Here is an 18,747-nt window from a genome sequence, read left to right as displayed (position 1 = left end):
TTCCGGTCGGGTCAGGGAGCCGCGCGCGCGGAACCGGCCAGTTTCGGCGATCCCAGTTCCGCGCTCAGCGCATCGTTCTTGTAGAAGGTGTAGGACAGGGTGATGGTGCTGATGTCGCTGGGCAGGTTGGGATCGACGATGAAGCGCACCGGCATGTCGCGCTTCTCGCCGGCCTGCAGGGTCTGCGCGGTGAAGCAGAAGCACTCGGTCTTGGTGAAGTAGCCGGACGCGCGTGCCGGCGCCACCGATGGCACCGCACTGCCGACGATGGCGTGCGCGCCATCGTTGTGCGCGTAGTACAGCGCCTCGTTGAGTTCGCCCGGCACCACCTGCATGGTCAGCTGCTCCGGATGGAACGACCAGGGCAGCTTGGAGTTCACCCCGCCATCGAACTGCACCGTGACCGTGCGCTTGCCCGCGAGCGGTTTGCCGGCCTGCGGCCCTTCGCCGGGGCCGCGCTCCAGGCGCACGCCGAACACCTTCTCGCAGGCGATGCGGTACAGCGGCACCAGCGAGAAGGTCAGCACGAACACCGCCAGCGCCACGCCGACCAGCTTGAACAGCCCGGCGCTGCTGTGCACCCGCGGCGCTGGCGCGTTCATCGGCCCAGCACCCCCGAGAGGACGAAGGCGACGTAGATCGCCAACGCCACCGCGCCGACCACCAGCGCGGTGCGCACCGCACGTTTGCGGCGCAGGACCAGGTCGTCGAGCGGCGGTTGCGCGGTCATCAGTGGCTGATGTCGTCGTGGGCCAGATCGCCGGGCTTGAGCACCGGCGGCAGGGTGAAGGTGTGCGCCGGTGCCGGCGACGGCACCGTCCACTCCAGGCCGCGCGCGCCTTCCCACGAACGCGCTTCGGCGCGCGCGCCATTGCGCAGCGACGCCAGCAGGATGCCGGCCATCAGGAACGGAGTGACGAACATGCCGAACGCACCGATCGAGCTGACCAGGTTCCAGTCGGCGAACACCACGTTGTAGTCGGGGATGCGCCGCGGCATGCCGGCCAGGCCGAGGAAGTGCTGCGGGAAGAACAGCAGGTTGACGAACAGCATCGTCCACCAGAAGTGGAACTTGGCCCAGGCCTCGTTGTACATGCGCCCGGTCCACTTCGGCCACCAGTAGTACACCGCCGCGATCAGCGCGAACACCGCGCCGGTGACCAGCACGTAGTGGAAGTGCGCGACCACGAAATAGGTGTCGTGGTACTGGAAGTCGGCCGGCACGATCGCCAGCATCAGCCCGGAGAAACCGCCGATGGTGAACAGGATGACGAAGGCGATGGCCCACAGCATCGGCGACTCGAAGGTCATCGAGCCCTGCCACATGGTGCTGACCCAGTTGAACACCTTCACCCCGGTGGGGATGGAGATCAGCATGGTGGCGAACATGAAGTAGATCTCGCCGCCCAACGGCATGCCCACGGTGAACATGTGGTGCGCCCAGACGATGAAGCTCAGGAACGCGATCGCCGCGATCGCGTAGACCATCGCCTGGTAGCCGAACAGTGGCTTGCGGCTGAAGGTCGGGATGATTTCGCTGATCACGCCGAACGCCGGCAGGATCATGATGTAGACCTCGGGATGCCCGAAGAACCAGAAGATGTGCTGGTACATCACCGGGTCGCCGCCGCCGGCGGCGTTGAAGAACGAGGTGCCGAAGAACTTGTCGGTGAGCAGCATGGTCACCGCGCCGGCCAGCACCGGCATCACCGCGATCAGCAGGAACGCGGTGATCAGCCAGGCCCAGCAGAAGATCGGCATCTTCAGCAGGTCGATGCCCGGCGCGCGCATGTTGAGCACGGTGGCGATGATGTTGATCGCGCCCATGATCGAGCTGATGCCGGCGACGTGGATGGCGAACACCGAGAAGGCGACGTTGTAGCCGCCCTGCAGCATCAGCGGCGGATACATGGTCCAGCCGCCGGCCGGCGCGCCGCCGGGCAGGAACAGGGTCAGCAGCAGCAGAGTGAAGGCCACCGGCAGCAGCCAGAACGACCAGTTGTTCATGCGCGGCAGCGCCATGTCCGGCGCGCCGATCTGCAGCGGGATCATCCAGTTGGCCAGGCCGACGAAGGCCGGCATCACCCCGCCGAAGATCATCACCAGCGCGTGCACGGTGGTCATCTGGTTGAAGAACTCGGGCTTGACGAACTGCAGGCCCGGCTGCGCCAGTTCGGCGCGGATCACCACGCTCATCGCCGCACCGATGACGAACATGGTGAAGCTGAAGAGCAGGTACAGCGTGCCGATGTCCTTGTGGTTGGTGGAGAAGAACCAACGCTCGACGAAGCTCTGCTGATGCCCGTGCTCGTCGTGGTGATCGACTGCCGAATGGGCCATGGCGGCTACCTCAGAAAAGGAATGCTGGAGATCAGGCGGCTTGCACGATCAGGTGCGAGTCGGAACGAGGACGCGACAGCCGCGCCTGCGGCGGCGGTGCCGGCGCCTGGGCGTCGGCGGGCGCGGCAGCGGGTTCGGCGGAGGCCGGCGCAGCAGCCGGGGCCGCCGCCGGCGTGGCGGGCGCGGGCGCAGCGGCGGGCGCCGGCTTGCGCGATGCCAGCCACTTCTGGAAGTCCTGCTTGCTCACCGCCTCGACCACGATCGGCATGAAGCCGTGGTCCTTGCCGCACAGTTCGGCGCACTGGCCGCGGTACACCCCGGGGGTGTCGATGCTGGTCCAGGCCTCGTTGATGATCCCGGGGATGGCGTCCTGCTTCCAGCCCAGCGCCGGCACCCACCAGGCGTGGATGACGTCGTCGGCGGTGATGACGAAGCGCACCTTGGTGTTCACCGGGAGCACCAGCCGGTTGTCCACGTCCAGCAGGTAGTGCGGGTCGTGCTCGGCCGTCGGCACCGCGCCGCTCTGCCGCAGGCGGTCGGAACTGCGCGCCAGGCGGCTGGTGAACGAGACGTTCTCGCCCAGGTATTCGTAGCGCCACATCCACTGGTAGCCGGTGACCTTCACCGTCATCTCGGCATCGCGGGTGTCGTACATCGCGATCAGCTTGGCCGTGGCCGGCCAGGCCATCACGATCAGGATCAGCACCGGGATCACGGTCCACACGATCTCGGCCTTGGTGTTGTGGCTGAACTGCGCCGGCACCGCGCCCTTGGACTTGCGGAACTTGAAGATCGCATAGGCCATCGCGCCGAACACCAGCACGCCGATGACCACGCACACCCACAACGCGACCATGTGCGCGTCGTAGGCGTTGCGCGCGCTCTGGGTGACGCCCCTGCCCATGTTGAGCTGCCACGGCTTGGGATCGGCCGATTGCGCCCACGCCAGCGGTGCTGCCATCGCCGCCGCCAACGCCATCCCGCCCCTGACCGCCTGTTGCACCCACCCGCCGCGTTGCTTCATTGCCTAGACCCCTTGGAGCGTCATCGGTTGCGGCCGGTCACGGCCGCGAGCAAGCCTTCCAGGGTCTGCGCCAGTTGCCGGCGTTCGTCGGGGCCGAGGAATTCGCCGACCCGGACCTGCTTGCCGCTGGATGCCAGCACCACCCTGTCGTCGCCTTCGATCCGCAACCGCACCCAATGCGGGTGGGCGCGGAACGCCGGCGTTCCTGCATTCGGACGGGTCACTTCCACGCAGGCCGGACCCACCCGGATATCCTCTTCGCGCTCGCCGCCACGCCACGACCAATGCAGCGCGAGCGCCACCACGATGCTGTGCAACAGGGCGAACGCAGGCGCGAACACATTGCCGGCGAGCCACCCCAGCCCAGCCACGGCCCACATCGCACCGGCCAGTGCGACGAACAACAGAACGAATTGCCGGGCATTCAACGCCCGCGGCGGTCGCAGCCGCAGCTGCGTACCCGACCCCTCCGGAGAAAACGGAAACATTTCGATCATGTCGAACCGCCGCTTCCGAACCGCTCGTGCCCGAGCCGCGAGCACGCCTGGATGGTAGCCCCCGGCCTGCGCGGCGGCAAGCGCGCGTTCACCACAAAAAATGCTGTAGCGCAACAAGATGTGCGTTCAGCCTGGACGCGCCCGCCATCGCCGTGGCGATGCCGGCAACCCCCTGCGCGTGCAGGCGCTGACATAAAATAGCGGGCTCTGTCCCTGGCCTTTCCCGCATGAACGCTCTGCCTGGCGCCGGCTCTGTCCCGGCGATGCCGTCCGCGTCTCCTTCGCCCTTGCTGTCCCCCGAACTCCCGCCCGCGCCGCAGGCCCTGCGCGCGGCGATCACCGCCGCCTGGCTCAAGGACGAAGCCGAACACGTACGCGAACTGCTCGAGCAGGCGCGCCTGCCCGCGGCCGACCAGGCCAGGGTGCAGGCGCTGGCCGCCGACCTGGTCACCCGGGTGCGCGCCCGCGCCCAGGACCAGGGCGCGATCGAGGCCTTCATGCGCCAGTACGACCTCGGCAGCGAGGAAGGCGTGCTGCTGATGTGCGTGGCCGAAGCGTTGCTGCGCATCCCCGACCAGGACACCGCCGACAAGCTGATCCGCGACAAGCTCGGCGATGCGGACTGGAAGAAGCACATGGGCGAGAGCGACTCGATCCTGGTCAATGCGTCGACCTGGGGCCTGATGCTCACCGGCAAGCTGGTGCAGATCAACGACCTCACCCGCGCCGACGTGTCCGGCGCGTTCAAGCGCCTGATCGGCCGCGTCGGCGAGCCGGTGATTCGTCTGGCGGTGCGCCAGGCGATGAAGATCATGGGCCATCAGTTCGTGATGGGCCGGACCATCGGCGAGGCGCTGACCCGCTCGAAGAAGGGCGACAACGCCCACTACCGCTACTCGTTCGACATGCTCGGCGAAGGCGCGCTGACCATGAAGGACGCGCAGCGCTACCTCGACGCCTACCGCCAGGCGATCCACGCCATCGGCAAGCATTTCGCCGCGCAGCGCCAGCAGGGCGGCGGCAAGGACGCGGTGTTCGCCGCACCCAGCATCTCGATCAAGCTCTCGGCGCTGTATCCGCGCTACGAGCACGCCAAGCGTGCGCGGGTGATGGCCGAACTGGTGCCCGGCGTGCTGGAACTGGCGCAACTGGCCAAGTCCTATGGCATCGGCTACACGGTCGACGCCGAAGAAGCCGACCGCCTGGAACTGTCGCTGGACATCATCGAGGCCACCTTCTCCGATCCCTCGCTGGACGGTTGGGAGGGCTACGGCCTGGCGGTGCAGGCATACCAGAAGCGCACCCCGTACACGATCGATTTCCTCGCCGACCTGGCGCGCCGCGTCGGCCGCCGCATCCCGGTGCGCCTGGTCAAGGGCGCCTACTGGGACGCGGAGATCAAGCGCGCGCAGGTCGAGGGCCACCCGGGCTATCCGGTGTTCACCCGCAAGCAGAACACCGACGTGTCCTACCTGGCCTGCGCCAAGCGCCTGTTCGCGCACAGCGATGCGCTGTATCCGATGTTCGCCACCCACAACGCGCAGACCATCGCCGCGGTGCGCGCCATCGCCGGCGGCCGCGACTACGAGCACCAGAAGCTGCACGGCATGGGCGACGACCTCTACGCCGAGGTGATCCCCGCCGACCGCCTCGGTGTGCCCTGCCGCGTGTACGCGCCGGTGGGCTCGCACGAGGACCTGCTGCCGTACCTGGTGCGGCGCCTGCTGGAGAACGGCGCCAACTCCAGCTTCGTCAACCGCATCACCGACGAAGACGTGGCCATCGAAGACCTGATCCGCGATCCGGTCGAAGCCGTGTCCGCGTTCGCCTCCATCCCGCATCCGAAGATTCCGCTGCCGGTCGATCTGCTGCGCAGCCAGAACCACAACAGGAAGAACTCCATGGGCGCCAATCTCGCCAACGACAACGATCTGCGCGCGCTGGCCGACCAGCTCAACACCGCGCTCAAGCCCTGGCAGGCCGCGCCGCTGGTGCCCGGCGCGGTGATCGCCGGCGACGCCCTGGCGGTCGCCAACCCGGCCGACCATCGCCAGATCGTCGGCCACTGGAAGCCGGCCGATGCCTCCACCGTGGAGAAGGCGCTGAGCAACGCCGCGGCCGCCTACCCGGCCTGGAACCGCACCCCGGCCGCCAGCCGCGCCACCATTCTCGAACATGCCGCCGACCTGCTGGAAGCGCGCATGCCCGAGTTCATGGCGCTGTGCGTCAAGGAAGCCGGCAAGACCCTGCCCGACGGCGTCGCCGAAGTGCGCGAGGCGGTGGATTTCCTGCGCTACTACGCCGGCCAGGCGCGCGCGCAGTTCGGTGCGCCCGAGCGCCTGCCCGGGCCGACCGGCGAATCCAACGAACTGCAGCTGCACGGCCGCGGCGTGTTCGTGTGCATCAGCCCGTGGAATTTCCCGCTGGCCATCTTCCTCGGCCAGGTCGCCGCGGCGCTGGCCGCCGGCAACAGCGTCATCGCCAAGCCGGCCGAGCAGACCAACCTGGTCGGCCATGCCGCGGTGAAGCTGCTGCACGAAGCCGGCGTGCCGGAGGCGGTGGTGCAGTTCCTGCCCGGCGACGGCGCCACCGTCGGCGCCGCGCTGACCCGCGATCCGCGCGTGGCCGGCGTCGCCTTCACCGGCTCCACCGAGACCGCGCGCGCGATCAACCGTGCGCTGGCCGCGCGCGATGCCGCCATCGGCGTGCTGATCGCCGAGACCGGCGGCCAGAACGCCTTCATCGCCGACTCCTCGTCGCTGCCGGAAGCGGTGGTCAAGGACGCGATCTCCAGCGCCTTCATCTCCGCCGGCCAGCGCTGCTCGGCCGCACGCGTGCTGTTCGTGCAGGACGACATCGCCGACAAGGTGATGACCATGCTGGCCGGTGCCATGGCCGAGCTGAAGGTCGGCGACCCCGGCCTGCTGTCCACCGACGTCGGCCCGGTGATCGATGCCGATGCGCTGCAGATTCTCACCGACCACGCCGCGCGCATGGACCGCGAAGCGCGCGCGATCGCCGTGGCCGCCACCGACGCCGCTACCGCCCACGGCAGCTTCTTCGCCCCGCGTGCCTACGAACTGCAGTCGCTGGCGCAGTTGCAGCGCGAGATCTTCGGCCCGGTGCTGCACGTGATCCGCTGGAAGGCCGACCAGCTCGACGCGGTGATCGACCAGATCAACGCCACCGGCTACGGCCTGACCCTGGGCGTGCATTCGCGCATCGACGAGACCATCGAGCGCATCGCCTCGCGCGTGGCGGTGGGCAACGTCTACGTCAACCGCAACCAGATCGGCGCGGTGGTCGGCGTGCAGCCGTTCGGCGGCCAGGGCCTGTCCGGCACCGGCCCCAAGGCCGGCGGCCCGCACTACCTGCTGCGCTTCGCCACCGAGAAGGTGGTGACGGTCAACACCACCGCCGCCGGCGGCAACGCCTCGCTGCTGACCCTGGGCGACTGACCGGCCCGCTTCGGCGCAGCGTTCCGCCCGGAACCTGCGCCGAGCGCAGCCTGCCGCAGCGCGCGCCATGCCGCCGCGGACAGGCATAAAAAAAGCCCCGCCGAAGCGGGGCTTTTTCGTGGAACTGCGAAGCGCCTGCGATCAGAACTTGTAGTTGACCGAGGCCGCCAGCACGTTGCCGCTCACGTCGTAGTCGCCGACCAGGCGGTTGCCGGTGGCGCTGGTGGTGGCGATGCTCGGGTCGTTGGTGAACAGGTGGGTGTAGCCGAAGCTGTACTCGGCCTGCTCGGACGGCTTCCAGGTCAGACCCAGCGAGACCCACTTGCGGCTCGCGTCCGGCACGCGCACGTCGCGGTGCTGGTCGGTGGTCGGGGTCTGGTCGTAGGCCAGGCCGCCACGCAGGGTCAGCGTGTCGCTCATGCGGTAGTCGGCGCCCAGCGACACGAAGGTGGTGTCGCGGTACGAGAAGTCCAGCACGCTGTCGGGCTGGTTGGAGGCGAAGTCGACGGTGACCTTGTCGAACTTGCTCCAGGCGGTGCGGGTGACGTCGGCCATCACCGTCCACTGCTCGTTGATGTCGTGGGTGAAGCTGGCGGTGGCGCTGGCCGGCAGCTTGACCGTGGCGCGGCCCTTGGTGTCGACGAAGGTGCCCGGCGCGGCGAAGGCCAGCACGGTGGCGGCATTGCCCGGCACGGTGAAGTCGGCGTCGCCGTCGGTGATCTTGTGCTCGACCTGCGAGCGGTAGCTGAAGCCGATGTGGGTGTGCTCGTCGACGCTGAACAGGCCGCCCAGGGTGAAGCCGACCGCGGTGTTGTCGCCCTTGATGCGCGAGAAACCGTCGGCGCTGCCCGGCGCGAAGCCCGGCACGCGGCGCGAGGCCAGGACGGTGCCGAAGTCGATGGCGTTGGTCAGTTCGATGTCCAGGCGCTCGGCGAACACGGACGCGCCGAAGGACACGTACGGGTTGACGTCGTAGGAGAAGGCGAAGTTCAGGTCGATCGCCTGCAGCTCGGTCTTCACGCCGTTGTAGCGGCCGACCCAGTCGCGGTCGTATTCGGTCTTGAAGCCGAACGGCACGGTCAGCGAGGTGCCGAAGTGCATGTTGTTGTTTTCGCCGAACGGCATGTGGAAGTACGCGGCCGGAACCGGCGCGATCATGCCGGCATCGCCGCCACGGCCACCGGAGATCGGCTGGCCATTGGCGTAGGTGCCGCCGTTGCCCTGGTACTTGGCCGAGAACTGGATGGCGCTGACGTCGGCCTGGAACACCTTGCCGTCGAGCTGGCGCATGCCGGCCGGGTTCACGGCGATGATCGAGGCATCGCCGGGGGCGCTACCGGAGCCGGCGAAGGCGCGGCCCAGACCCTTGGCGCTGTTCTCCTTGAGCTGGAACGCGGCGCCGTGCGCCTGGCCCATGGCCAGCGCGCCGACGATGCCGACGGCCAGAGCGGTGAAACGGACGAACTGGGTTGCGTTTTGCATGGCTAGCTTTCTCCGGAAGACGAGTGTCTGTGTTCGCGCCTGCGCCTTCCCGGGCCGGAATGGTCCAGGAATGCGCGCCGGAGTCCCCTCCCGACATACGACGCCGTATGCGAGTATACCCCGCACCGTTAACTAAACAATAACGACATGATGCGTTCAGCTTCGTGTGGAGTCGGCGTGCGTTCAGCCGGATGAAGTCGTTATCGTGGCGTCCCTGGCGGTCTCCGGCTCCCCCGTTCCCTCGCATGTTCGTTTCCATCCCCTCCCGCGAACGCACCACGCTGCGCTGGGCCACACCGTTGTTGTTCGCGGCGATGTGGCTGGCCTTCCTGTGGTCGATCAGCCGCCCCGACGAGGCGCGCGCGACCCTGTGGCTGGACTGGGGCGCGCTCTCGGCCGGGGTGGGCAGCCCGCGCGACTGGCTGGCCACGGTGCAGGACGGCAGCGTGCTGCGCCTGTTCACCGCGCTGTTCCTGCACGCCGACTGGTCGCACCTGCTCGGCAACCTGGTGTTCCTGCTGATCTTCGGCCTGCCCGCCGAACGCGTGCTGGGGCCGTGGCGGTTCCTGCTGCTGTTCCTGGGCGGCGGGGCGATTTCCAACCTGGCCGCGGTGTTCGCGGTCGGCACCCCGGACCGGGTGATCATCGGCGCCAGCGGCGCGGTCTCGGCGCTGATCGGCACCTACCTGGCGCTGTTCCCGCGAGCCAAGCTCGGCGTGGTGCTGCCGCTGGGGCTGTTCCTGGAATTCGTGCGCGCCCCGGCCTCGCTGCTGATCGGCACCTGGGCGGCGCTGCAGGTGGTGTTCGCCTACATCGGCCCGGCCTTCGGCATGGTGGCGTGGTCGGCGCACCTGGCCGGCTTCGCCTTCGGCATGATCTACGGGCTGTACGTGCGCGCGGCGATCGCGCGGCGGCTGCGCAAGCGCAAGGGCTTCTGAGCCGCCTGCGGCAACGGCGCCCGTATACTGCGCGCATGTTCAAGCATCTGTACAAAGTGACCTTCCTCAACCACGGCAAGGTCTACGAGCTGTACTGCCAGCACGTGGGCAGCAGCCATCTGTGGGGCTTCACCGAGATCGGCACGCTGGTGTTCGACGTGCACGACGGGCTGGTGATCGATCCCACCGAGGAACGCCTGCGCGAGGAGTTCGGCGACACCAAGACGCTGCATCTGCCGATGCAGAGCATCGTGCGCATCGAGGAAGTGGAGAAGAAGGGCCAATCGACGATCCGCGACGCGGCCACCGGCGAGAAGGTGGTCACGCCGTTCCCGATGCCCGGCAAGCCACGCTGAGCCGATGCGCATCCTGATCGCCGACGACTATCAGGATGCGGTGCGCCACCTGCCCTGCTTCGCGCGGCTGCAGGCGCACAACGTGCGGGTGCTGACCGCGCTGGCGCCCGACCGCGAGACCTTCGTTCGCCACGCCGCCGAGGCCGAGGCGCTGGTGCTGATCCGCGAGCGCACCCGCATCGACGCCGCCCTGCTGGCGCGCCTGCCGAAGCTGCGCCTGATCAGCCAGACCGGGCGGATCGGCGAACACATCGACCTGGCCGCCTGCACCGCGCGCGGCGTGGCCGTGGCCGAAGGCGTCGGTTCACCGTTGGCACCGGCGGAACTGACCTGGGCGCTGCTGATGGCCGCCAGCCGGCGCCTGCCCGCTTACCGCGATGCGCTGCGGGCCGGGCACTGGCAGGCCACCGGCGATGCGCAGCTGGGCCGCAGCCTGGACGGACTGACCCTGGGCATCTGGAGTTACGGCAAGATCGGCCGCCGCGTCGCCGCCTACGGCCGCGCCTTCGGCATGCGCGTGCAGGTATGGGGGAGCGAGGACAGTTGTGCGCAGGCGCGCGCCGACGGCTTCGCGGTCGCCGCCAGCCGCGAGGCGTTGTTCGCCGAGAGCGATGTGCTCAGCCTGCATCGCCGGCTGGTCGCGGCCACCCGCCACCAGATCGGACTGGACGACCTGCTGCGGATGAAACCCGATGCGCTGCTGGTCAACACCAGCCGTGCCGAACTCATCGCGCCCGGCGCGCTGCTGGCCGCGCTGGACGCCGGACGCCCGGGACAGGCAGCGCTGGACGTGTTCGAACAGGAGCCGGTGCTGGATCCGCGGCATCCGCTGCTGCGGCATCCGCGGGTGCTGGCGACGCCGCACCTGGGCTACGTCGAACAGGGCAGCTACGACCTGTATTTCGGCGCCGCCTTCGACAACGTGCTGGCCTTCGCCGCCGATGCGCCGCAGCGGCTGGCCAATCCAGAGGTCCTCAGCATCGCCGACTGAGCGGCTGGCCACCGCCGCCGCGCAGCGGCCACGCCGCGCGCGATGGCGAGGCGGGCCGCCGTCGGCTCAGGTACCGGAGGCCGGCGCAGGCCCGTTCTTGTCGGAGCCGTTCTTGTCGGAGCCGTTCTTGTCGGACTCGGGCTTGGCAGGCTCGGGCTTGGCAGGCTCGGGCTTGGCCGGTTCCGCCGCCGGCTGCTTCGCCGGGGCTGCCTTCGGCGCCGCGCCCGCAGGCTTGTGCGCCGGCTTGGCCTTGCCCTTGCCGGCCGGTGCCGCCGCGGCCGCCCGCGCCACCGCGCCGGGCTGCTTCAGTTCGGCCAGCGCCTGCGCGATCGGGCCATCGCCCGGGAGCACGTCGCCGGCGGTGTAGCCCTCGGCGCCCTCGTCGTCGCCATGCAGGTGGCCCGGCAGGGTCGCTTCGCTGTAGTCGGCGATCGCCGCCGGCTTGTCGGCATCGTCCGCGCTGGCCTCCGGATGCAGCACCACGTCGGGCACGATGCCGCTGGCCTGGATCGACTTGCCGCTGGGGGTGTAGTACCGCGCCGTGGTCAGCTTGACCGAGTCGCCGTTGTCCAGCGGCAGCACGGTCTGCACCGAGCCCTTGCCGAAGGTGCGGCTGCCGACGATGCGCGCGCGCTTGTTGTCGCGCAGCGCGCCGGCCAGCACTTCCGAGGCGCTGGCCGAACCGGCATCCACCAGCACCACCATCGGCGCGCCGTTGAGCAGGTCGCCGGGGGTGGCGTCGAACTTGGAATCGCTGACCGAGATGCGCCCGCGGGTGCTGACGATGGTGCCCTTGTCGAGCACGTCGTCGGCCACCTGCACCGCCGCGGTCAGCAGGCCGCCCGGATTGCTGCGCAGGTCCAGCACCAGGCCGCGCAGCTTGCCGCCGGCCTGCGCCTGCAGCTGCTGCAACTGCTTGTGGAAATCGGCGCCGGTGTCGGCCTGGAAGGTGCTGATGCGGATATAGCCGTAGCCCGGTTCGAGCATGCGGCTGCGCACGCTGGCCACGCGGATGGTCTGCCGGGTCAGGGTCACGTCGAACGGCTTGGCGACCTTGTCGCGGGCGATGGTCAGTACGACCTTGCTGCCCGGCTCGCCGCGCAGCGGCTCCATCGCCTTGACCGCGCTGATCGGCTTGCCGTCGATGGCGATGATGATGTCGCCCGAGCGCAGGCCGGCGCGCGCGGCAGGCGTGTCGTCGATCGGCGAGACCACCTTGAGCGTGTTGTCCGGCAGCTGCAGCAACTCCACGCCGATGCCGTCGTAGGCGCCGCTGGTCTGCTCGTCGAAGGCTTCGGCGTCTTCCTTGCTGAAATACGTGCTGTGCGGATCCAGGTCCAGCAGCAGGCCGCGGATGGCGGACTGCATCAGCTTCTTGTCGTCGACCGGATCGACGTAGGCTTCCTTCACCGCGTTGTAGACCGCCACGTAGCGGCGGATCTCGTCCAGCGGCACCTTGGCACTGGCCGATTCGGTGGAATCCGGATCGTCGGCGCTGGCCGCCGGGGCCGTGGGCGTCTGCGCCTCGGCGCGTTGCGCCATCGACGGCAGCGGCGCCAGAGCGAGCAACAGGGCTGCGGACAGGACTACGCGCATGAAGCACTCCGATTGGGGAAGACCCGCACCGTGCACGGCGCGGTTGTCCGGATTATGCGCGAAGCCGAGCTAAATTCGCGTTGAACGCGCCGCAGCCGCGTGGCTCAGCGGCGCTGCAGCCACGACGATGGATCCACCGGCTGGCCATTGCGGCGCAGTTCGAAGTACAGCGCCGGGCGCCCCTGGCCGCCGGAATTGCCGACCTTGGCCACCGCATCGCCGCGCTTGACCTTGGCGCCCGCGTCGCGCAGCAGGGTGTCGTTGTGCGCGTACAGGCTCATGTAGCCATTGCCGTGGTCCACGATCAGGATCATGCCGTAGCCGGTCATCCAGTCGGAGAACACCACCGTGCCGTCGGCGACCGCGGTGACGGTGCTGCCGGCGGGCGCGGCGATCAGCACGCCGCTGCTGGTACGCCCATCGGGCAGCCTGCCGCCGTAGCGCGCGATCAGGTCGCCCGACAGCGGCCAGCCCAGGCCACCGACCTTCAGCGGCGGCGCGGAGGCGACCACCTTGGGCGGTATCTTGCCGCCGCCACGCCCGGCCTTCGCCGCGGCCTTGGCCTGCGCCGCCTGTTCGGCCGCCTCGCGTCTGGCCGCGGCGCGGCGCTCGGCCTCGGCGCGGGCGGCGGCGGCACGCAGGTTGGCGAGCAGGGTTTCCAGCGCCTTGGCGTCCTGGCCCAGCGCCTTTTCGCGTTCGCTGCGGTCCTGGTAGCGCTGGTCCAGTTCCGAGACCACGCTGGCGCGCTGCTTGCGGTCGCGCTGCAGCGCCTGGGCCTGTTCCTGCTGGCGGCGCTGGGCCTCGCTCAGTTGCTGCTTCTGTTCGACGACCTCGCGCTGCACCTGTTCCAGCGCCTGCAGCTCGTGGGTCAAGGTCGCGATGCGCTGCGCGCGCTCGCGCTGCAGATAACGGTGATAGGCCAGCAGGCGGTTGGCATCGGCCACGCGGTCCTGCGCCAGCAGCAGCTTCAGCGGCGCATTGCCGCCGATGGCATAGGCCGCCCGCAGCAGCTGCGCCAGTTCGGCGCGCTGGCGCGTCAAGCCACTGCGCAGGCCATCGCGCTTGCGCTCGAGCTCGGCCAGGGTCTGCTGGTGCCGCTGCAGTGCCTGTTGCGTCTGCGCCAGGCTGCGGCCGGTGACGGCGACCTTTTCGTCGGCCTCGCGCAACTGGCGTGCGGCGTCGCCGCGCTTGCCTTCCAGTTGCCGGCGCTCCTCGGCCACGCTCTTCAGCTCGCTGCGCACCTTTTCCAGGCGCTTCTCGGCCTCGCGCGGATTCTGCGCCGCGGCCAACCCGGCGGTCAGCAGCCACGCCACCGCCAGCAGGCTGCGCAACGGCCCGCGCCATTGCACGGGCGCACGCCGCTCGGCCGCGCGGGGCGCGGCGGAATGCGATGGGACAGGCGCGGCTGCGGGCAAGCGAGGGTCCAGTGACTTCAGGCAGGTGTGGATTGTAGCGAAGCGTGTTGTGATCGCCCCACGATTGATTGCGGCCGCATCGCCGGCGCCCGGGAGGTGAAGGATGAAACGCATGCATCTGGCGGTTGTGCTGGCGCTGGCCCTGACGGCCGGCCCGGCGTTCGCGGGCGAAGGCATCAGCAAGGTCAACGGCAGCATCACTGCCGACGCCGGCAAGCAGTACGGCGATCTGGAAACGGTCAACGGCAGCATCACCGTCCAGTCCGGCGCCCAGGTGGGCAGCGTGGAAACGGTCAACGGCAGCGTCAAGGTCGCCGACGGCGCGCAGACCAAGGGCTTGTCCACGGTCAACGGCGGCATCACCCTCGGCGAGCGCGCACAGGTCGCCGGTTCCATCGAAACCGTCAACGGCGGCATCTTCGTCGACCGCGGCGGCCGCGTCGGCGGCGGCATCGAGAGCGTCAACGGCAGCATCGGCCTGGTCGCCACGCAGTTGGACAAGGGCATCGAGACGGTCAACGGCGACATCACCGTCGGCCACGATTCGCATGTCGGTGGTGGCATTTCGATCAACAAGCCCAGTTTCAGCATGTCGTTCAAGCCGACGCGCAAGCCACGGGTCATCGTCGGCCCGCGTGCGGTGGTGGACGGCCCGCTGCGCTTCGAGCGCGAAGTGACCCTGTACGTGCATCGCAGCGCCAAGACCGGGCCGATCACCGGCGCCACCGCGCTGCCCTTCGACGGCGACACCGCGCCGAACAACTGAGCCATGCCGCGACGACGCGCCCGCCCGGGCGCGTGCGGCTTGCCTATAGAATCCGGGGTTCCCTCGCCATCAGGAGCCCCCATGTCCCGCAAGCTCGTGCTGTGCCTGGCCGCAGCCGCGGCGCTGACCGCGTGCAAACGCGAAGCGCCTGCCCCGGCCGCCGACACCGCGCCACCGGCCGCGGCGCCCGCACCCGCTGCGGCGCCCACGCACGCGTTCTCCACCGGAATCGCACCGGCGGACTTCGCGGAACTGGTCAAGACGCTGTCCTCCGATGCCTTCGAAGGCCGCGGTCCGGGTACGCCTGGCGAAGACAAGACGGTCAGCTACATCCGCGACCAGATGCAGCGCATCGGCCTGCAACCGGGCAACGGCGACAGCTGGTTCCAGGACGTGGCGATGACCGAGACCACCGCGGCGCCGGGCACCACGCTCACCATCGCCCACGACGGCGCAGCACGGCAGCTGGCCTTCGGCACCGACATGGTGGTGGGCACGCGCACCGGCCAGCCCGAGGTCAAGCTCGATGGCAGCGACATGGTCTTCGTCGGCTACGGCGTGGACGCGCCGGAGCAGAAGTGGAACGACTATGCCGGCCAGGACTGGAAGGGCAAGACCGTGGTGATGTTCGTCAACGACCCCGGCTTCCACACCGGCGATGGCAGCCTGTTCGAAGGCAAGCGCATGACCTACTACGGGCGCTGGACCTACAAGTTCGAGGAAGCCGCGCGCAAGGGCGCCGCCGCCGCGTTGATCGTGCACGACACGCCCGGTGCCAGCTACGGCTGGGACGTGGTCAAGAACTCCTGGTCCGGCGCGCAGTACGACCTGCCGGCGAAGGACGATCCGGAGCCGCGCATTCCGGTGCAGGGCTGGCTCACCGCCGAGGCGGCCAAGCAGCTGTTCGCCGATGCCGGCCTGGATCTGGCGCAGGCCTACAAGGACGCCAGCAAGCGCGGCTTCAAGCCGATCCCGCTGAAGGCCAAGCTCTCGGTGGACCTGAAGAGCACCATCGCCGAGAAGACCTCGCGCAACGTGGTCGGCGTGCTGCCCGGCAGCAGCCGCGCCGACGAAGCGGTGCTGTACATGGCGCACTGGGATCACCTGGGCAAGCACGAGGGCGAGCCCGGCGACAACATCTACAACGGCGCGGTCGACAACGCCACCGGCGTGGCCGGCATCCTGGAAATCGCCGAGGCGTTCGCGCACCAGCAGCCCAAGCCCGAGCGTTCGGTGGTGTTCCTGGCGGTGACGCTGGAGGAATCGGGGCTGCTCGGTTCCAAGTACTACGTGGCGCATCCGACCTTCCCGCTGAACAAGATCGCCGGCGTCATCAACCTCGATGCGATGCCGGTGGACGGGCGCGCCAAGGACCTGGTGGTCAACGGGTTCGGCAGCTCCCAGCTGGAAGACCTGCTCAAGCCGATCGCGGCCGCGCAAGGCCGCGTGCTGCACGCCGAAGACGCGCCGCAGAGCGGGTTCTACTTCCGTTCGGATCACTTCAACTTCGCCAAGGCCGGCGTGCCGGCGCTGTACATCGACGGCGGCGAAGACCTGGTCGACGGTGGCATCGAAGCAGGACGCCGTGCGGCAGCCGAGTACGCCAAGCGCTATCACACGCCAGCCGACGAGTACGACCCGGCGACCTGGAAGCTCGATGGAGTGATGGACGACCTGCAGGCGGTGTACGGCGTTGGCAAGGAACTGGCCGCCGGCGACAGCTGGCCGAACTGGTACGCGGACAATCCGTTCAAGGCCGCACGCGACAAGATGATGGGCAGGCCGACGTCGTTGCCCGCGGCCGAGCCTGCCGCCGGCAAGTAGGCGGCGGCTTCCTTCGTGTCATGGCAGCGGCGCTTCGGCGCCGTTGTCGTCTCTACCCGCATCGGTCGCGCGGCGCACCGGGCATCGTCGCTGCCACCACCTCGTGCAAATCGCTTACCGCACGCAGCGGTGCGCGGTTGCCGGACGTCTTCCGAGCGCCTCGAATGCCGATCAGAAGCCCACGCGTAGAGCACTTCGGCCGCGACGAGAGCTACCGCTACAGAAACGCCCGGGCATGCGCTGCCCGGGCGTTCATGGGATGACGATGACGCATGACGTGGCCGCGGCGGCTGACCGCCACGGTCGCCGTCGGCTCAGGCCGCTTGCTTGGCCTGCCCCAGGCTGGCCATGTCGATGACGAAGCGGTACTTCACGTCGCCCTTGAGCATGCGCTCGTAGGCCTCGTTGATCTGCGCCATCTCGATCGTTTCGATGTCGGACACGATGCCGTGCTTGGCGCAGAAATCCAGCATCTCCTGCGTTTCGCGAATGCCACCGATCAGCGAACCGGCCAGCTGGCGCCGCTTCATGATCAGGTTGAACACCGTCGGCGACGGATGCGGCTCGGCCGGCGCGCCGACCAGGGTCATGGTGCCGTCGCGCTTGAGCAGGGTCAGGAACGCATCCAGATCGTGCGGGGCCGCGACCGTGTTGAGGATGAAATCGAAGCTGTTGGTGTGCGCTGCCATCTCCTCGGCGTTCTTCGACACCACCACCTCGTTCGCGCCCAGGCGCAGTGCGTCCTCGCGCTTGCCGGCCGAGGTGGTGAACAGCACCACGTGCGCGCCCATCGCGTGGGCAATCTTCACGCCCATGTGCCCGAGGCCGCCCAGCCCAACGATGCCGACCTTCTTGCCCGGGCCGACCTTCCAGTGATTCAGCGGGGAATACGTGGTGATGCCGGCGCACAGCAGCGGCGCAACCGCCGCCAGTTGCTCGGCATCGTGGCGAATATGCAGCGTGTATTTCTCGTCGACCACGATGTGATCGGAGTAGCCGCCATACGTGTTCTCGCCGCCGAACATCGGACCGTTGTAGGTGCCGACGAAGCCGTTCTCGCAGTACTGCTCCTCGCCATCGGCACAGGAAGCACAATGCCGACAGCTGTCGACCATGCAGCCGACACCGGCAAGATCGCCGACCTTGAAGGCACTGACCTGGTCGCCCACCGCGGTGATGCGACCGACGATTTCATGGCCCGGCACCGACGGGTACTGGGTGTTGTGCCACTCGTTGCGGGCGGTATGCAGATCCGAGTGGCAGACGCCACAGTAGAGGATCTCGATACTGACGTCGTGCGCACCGAGCGCACGGCGCTCGAAGGTGAACGGGGTCAGCGGCTGATCGGACGCCTTGGCGGCGTATCCATTGGCTTGGCTCATGGGGAAGGCCTCGTGGTGGGTGAAAGGGGCCGAAGGGCGGTGCGCATGTAGAGCAATCGATGCCTACGCGGTCGCCTGAGGTGGAAAAGTCTAAGCGGCGGGGCATGAAAGGCACGCATCGCCACATGGAACGGTGCGATGCGCCTCGTCAAAACGCCTCACCGAGTGCGGACTGGCGCACATGTTCGGCTGAACGCCAATGCACTTGACGGTGACATTTGGACGCGCCGACCGGCATTCATCGGCAGATTGCACGTGAGCGGATCTGCAATCGATGAGAAACGCGCACCAGGAAGTGCGCGTAATGCGTCCAATGACCAGTCACAGGATCACCTACATGCTCTGTCCACTTTGGACGCAGAGTCGGTTCGATCGTGCACTAGGCCTTGGCAGGCAGCTGTTGTAGGCCGGGTTGCCGCTTATCGACAACAGACGCCCAGGAGGCCGTGGAAGAACCGAGCCCCTCTCCCGCCGGGAGAGGGGTTGGGGTGAGGGTACGGGGCGCAGCACCTGGGCGGCATGTCGCCGCGGGGCGTGCGCCCGGCCTTCCATCGCCTGGGCGCGTCGTGTTGGTTTTTCGCACGCGCAATAAAAAATCCCCGTCCTTGTGGGACGGGGATTTGGGGTAAAGCCCCTGGCGATGACCTACTCTCGCATGGCTTGAGCCACACTACCATC

General features: G+C 68.6%; 15 protein-coding genes. 6 read left to right on the top strand and 9 right to left on the bottom strand.

Annotated features, from left to right (window positions below; all coding sequences use genetic code 11):
- Positions 1-11: 11 nt before the first annotated feature.
- From ACHWVH_RS05495 to ACHWVH_RS05475, 5 genes are read right to left on the bottom strand one after another with little or no spacing between them, the layout of a single operon-like run.
- Positions 12-602, bottom strand: coding sequence for a cytochrome c oxidase assembly protein (locus tag ACHWVH_RS05495; RefSeq protein ID WP_017914171.1), 591 nt, complete (start codon positions 600-602; stop codon positions 12-14).
- Entirely contained in the window at positions 599-730 is a 132-nt protein-coding gene (locus tag ACHWVH_RS05490; RefSeq protein ID WP_017914172.1) for a hypothetical protein, read from the bottom strand. The genes ACHWVH_RS05495 and ACHWVH_RS05490 overlap by 4 nt, the downstream gene beginning before the upstream one ends.
- Complete coding sequence (gene ctaD / locus ACHWVH_RS05485; RefSeq protein ID WP_153753398.1) at positions 730-2,340, bottom strand: cytochrome c oxidase subunit I; 1,611 nt, start codon at positions 2,338-2,340, stop codon at positions 730-732. Before ctaD ends, ACHWVH_RS05490 begins: the two co-directional genes overlap by 1 nt.
- Positions 2,341-2,371: 31 nt before the next feature.
- Positions 2,372-3,364: a cytochrome c oxidase subunit II gene (gene coxB / locus ACHWVH_RS05480; RefSeq protein WP_152236360.1), complete on the bottom strand. Its 993-nt coding sequence runs from the start codon at positions 3,362-3,364 to the stop codon at positions 2,372-2,374.
- Between the two features lie 20 nt (positions 3,365-3,384).
- Positions 3,385-3,861, bottom strand: a complete 477-nt coding sequence (locus ACHWVH_RS05475; protein ID WP_019796200.1) for a DUF2244 domain-containing protein — start codon at positions 3,859-3,861, stop codon at positions 3,385-3,387.
- 263 nt (positions 3,862-4,124) lie between these two features.
- Between ACHWVH_RS05475 and putA the strand changes: the two genes are divergently transcribed.
- Complete coding sequence (gene putA, locus ACHWVH_RS05470) at positions 4,125-7,319, top strand: bifunctional proline dehydrogenase/L-glutamate gamma-semialdehyde dehydrogenase PutA (RefSeq protein WP_394686827.1); 3,195 nt, start codon at positions 4,125-4,127, stop codon at positions 7,317-7,319.
- 141 nt (positions 7,320-7,460) lie between these two features.
- On the opposite strand, the gene ACHWVH_RS05465 is transcribed toward putA, so the two are convergent.
- Positions 7,461-8,801: an outer membrane protein transport protein gene (locus ACHWVH_RS05465; RefSeq protein WP_267102313.1), complete on the bottom strand. Its 1,341-nt coding sequence runs from the start codon at positions 8,799-8,801 to the stop codon at positions 7,461-7,463.
- Between the two features lie 245 nt (positions 8,802-9,046).
- Here ACHWVH_RS05465 and ACHWVH_RS05460 point away from each other — a divergent pair, with 245 nt between their 5' ends.
- Genes ACHWVH_RS05460 through ACHWVH_RS05450 form a run of 3 tightly spaced genes read left to right on the top strand, consistent with a single transcriptional unit; the run spans position 9,047 to position 11,086 of the window.
- On the top strand, positions 9,047-9,739 hold the full coding sequence (locus ACHWVH_RS05460; RefSeq protein WP_043094361.1) for a rhomboid family intramembrane serine protease: 693 nt from the start codon (positions 9,047-9,049) through the stop codon (positions 9,737-9,739).
- Positions 9,740-9,774: 35 nt separating this feature from the next.
- Positions 9,775-10,095 (top strand): DUF1820 family protein, encoded by a 321-nt coding sequence (locus tag ACHWVH_RS05455; protein ID WP_017908048.1) that lies wholly within the window; start codon positions 9,775-9,777, stop codon positions 10,093-10,095.
- 4 nt (positions 10,096-10,099) lie between these two features.
- The gene (locus tag ACHWVH_RS05450) at positions 10,100-11,086 is read left to right on the top strand and encodes a D-2-hydroxyacid dehydrogenase family protein (RefSeq protein WP_295924921.1); all 987 of its coding nucleotides are present in this window, start codon (positions 10,100-10,102) and stop codon (positions 11,084-11,086) included.
- A gap of 66 nt (positions 11,087-11,152) precedes the next feature.
- On the opposite strand, the gene ACHWVH_RS05445 is transcribed toward ACHWVH_RS05450, so the two are convergent.
- Positions 11,153-12,682: a S41 family peptidase gene (locus ACHWVH_RS05445; protein WP_394686821.1), complete on the bottom strand. Its 1,530-nt coding sequence runs from the start codon at positions 12,680-12,682 to the stop codon at positions 11,153-11,155.
- A 104-nt stretch (positions 12,683-12,786) separates the two neighbouring features.
- Positions 12,787-14,097, bottom strand: coding sequence for a murein hydrolase activator EnvC family protein (locus ACHWVH_RS05440; RefSeq protein WP_394686820.1), 1,311 nt, complete (start codon positions 14,095-14,097; stop codon positions 12,787-12,789).
- 103 nt (positions 14,098-14,200) lie between these two features.
- Between ACHWVH_RS05440 and ACHWVH_RS05435 the strand changes: the two genes are divergently transcribed.
- Both ACHWVH_RS05435 and ACHWVH_RS05430 read left to right on the top strand, forming a co-directional pair.
- On the top strand, positions 14,201-14,863 hold the full coding sequence (locus ACHWVH_RS05435; protein WP_017908044.1) for a hypothetical protein: 663 nt from the start codon (positions 14,201-14,203) through the stop codon (positions 14,861-14,863).
- Positions 14,864-14,944: 81 nt separating this feature from the next.
- Positions 14,945-16,687 carry a M28 family metallopeptidase gene (locus tag ACHWVH_RS05430; RefSeq protein WP_267097762.1) on the top strand — a complete coding sequence of 581 codons (1,743 nt, stop codon included), beginning with the start codon at positions 14,945-14,947 and terminating at the stop codon, positions 16,685-16,687.
- A gap of 314 nt (positions 16,688-17,001) precedes the next feature.
- On the opposite strand, the gene ACHWVH_RS05425 is transcribed toward ACHWVH_RS05430, so the two are convergent.
- Positions 17,002-18,069, bottom strand: a complete 1,068-nt coding sequence (locus ACHWVH_RS05425; RefSeq protein ID WP_267082660.1) for an NAD(P)-dependent alcohol dehydrogenase — start codon at positions 18,067-18,069, stop codon at positions 17,002-17,004.
- Positions 18,070-18,747: the final 678 nt, after the last annotated feature.

Source organism: uncultured Xanthomonas sp., assembly GCF_964278005.1.
In the GTDB taxonomy this organism is placed as follows: domain Bacteria; phylum Pseudomonadota; class Gammaproteobacteria; order Xanthomonadales; family Xanthomonadaceae; genus Xanthomonas_A; species Xanthomonas_A sontii.
The sequence above is the reverse complement of the archived record's forward strand: the minus strand, read 5'-3'. Positions and strand labels throughout refer to the sequence as shown.